The organism is Salinibaculum salinum, from assembly GCF_037645885.1.
Taxonomy (GTDB): domain Archaea; phylum Halobacteriota; class Halobacteria; order Halobacteriales; family Haloarculaceae; genus Salinibaculum; species Salinibaculum salinum.
In genome coordinates this window covers 1-975 of record NZ_JBBENW010000052.1, presented here as the reverse complement: position 1 = coordinate 975, position 975 = coordinate 1, and the positions used below count along the sequence as shown (strand labels likewise).

General features: G+C 57.7%; 1 protein-coding gene. It reads right to left on the bottom strand.

Annotated elements, in window-relative coordinates:
• Positions 1 to 751 (bottom strand): IS110 family RNA-guided transposase (locus WDJ60_RS18790; RefSeq protein WP_340102323.1); only part of this gene is annotated, 751 nt, incomplete at its 3' end.
• Between the last annotated feature and the right edge of the window lie 224 nt (positions 752 to 975).

The window sequence follows — 975 nt, the reverse complement described above, 5'->3', positions numbered from 1 at the left end:
CCGACTCGCGGATCGTCGGGTTCAGACCCATGAAACTCACGACCTCCTTGTGGCTGTCGAACCGATCGATCTCACCGAGTTCCGCGTAGATCAGCAACGCGGAGTAGTAGCTGACGCCAGGAATCGTCATCAACAGCTGGGTCTCCTTGAGAGACCCAGCGCGTTCTTCGATTGATGTTTCGATCCGAGTTATCTGCTCGGTGAGCGTGTCGATTACGGTGAGATACGAGTCCAACAACTCGTCCCAAGGAGTCGGGAGCGAGAGTTCCGCCAGGAACTCTCGTCCCTTTACGCTCAGAGGCTTCACTTTCCGAGTGATGCCGGTATCGGCGAGCAAGCCGTGGATCTTGTTGGCGAACTTTGTCCGGTCTTCGATCAGTGTCTGTCGCCCGCGCACGAGTGCGCGGGCTTCCCTGATCTCGTCGGTGGGAACGTAACTTTCCGGAACGGAATTGAGTCGAAGCAACCGCGCGAGTTCTTTGGCGTCGACGCGATCGGTCTTCTTGTCTGACTGAGCGATGAGCGTCAGTTTGCCGGGATGAGCGACGGTCACGTCCAAGTACTCCGCGAGCGTATCGTAGACGTGGTAGTAATTGCTGGTCGCCTCGATCACCGCTTTGGCTCCAGCGTAGCGTCGAGCGAGGTCGTCGAGGTTCGCGTTTTCGACGCGAACCTCTTCGACGAGTTCGCCTTCGCCGTCGATTACTGCCACCTGTGCGTACCGCTTGTGTAAGTCGATTCCGAGGTACATGGTCTGTTCCTCCGGGACACCGGTGCGTGAATCAGAAATTCACCTATGCGGGCTTTCCCGGATGCCGCGAGTTGCGGCATCCGGGCTGTGACGCCCATAGCTCGGCTTCTTTCGCACTCGGACCAGTCAGCACCACGTGCTCTACGGCACGGAATACAGCTCGGTCTCTTGCGTCCCATAGTTGATTCACGCTCCGCTGGGATAGCAGAATTTCCATCGAGTCA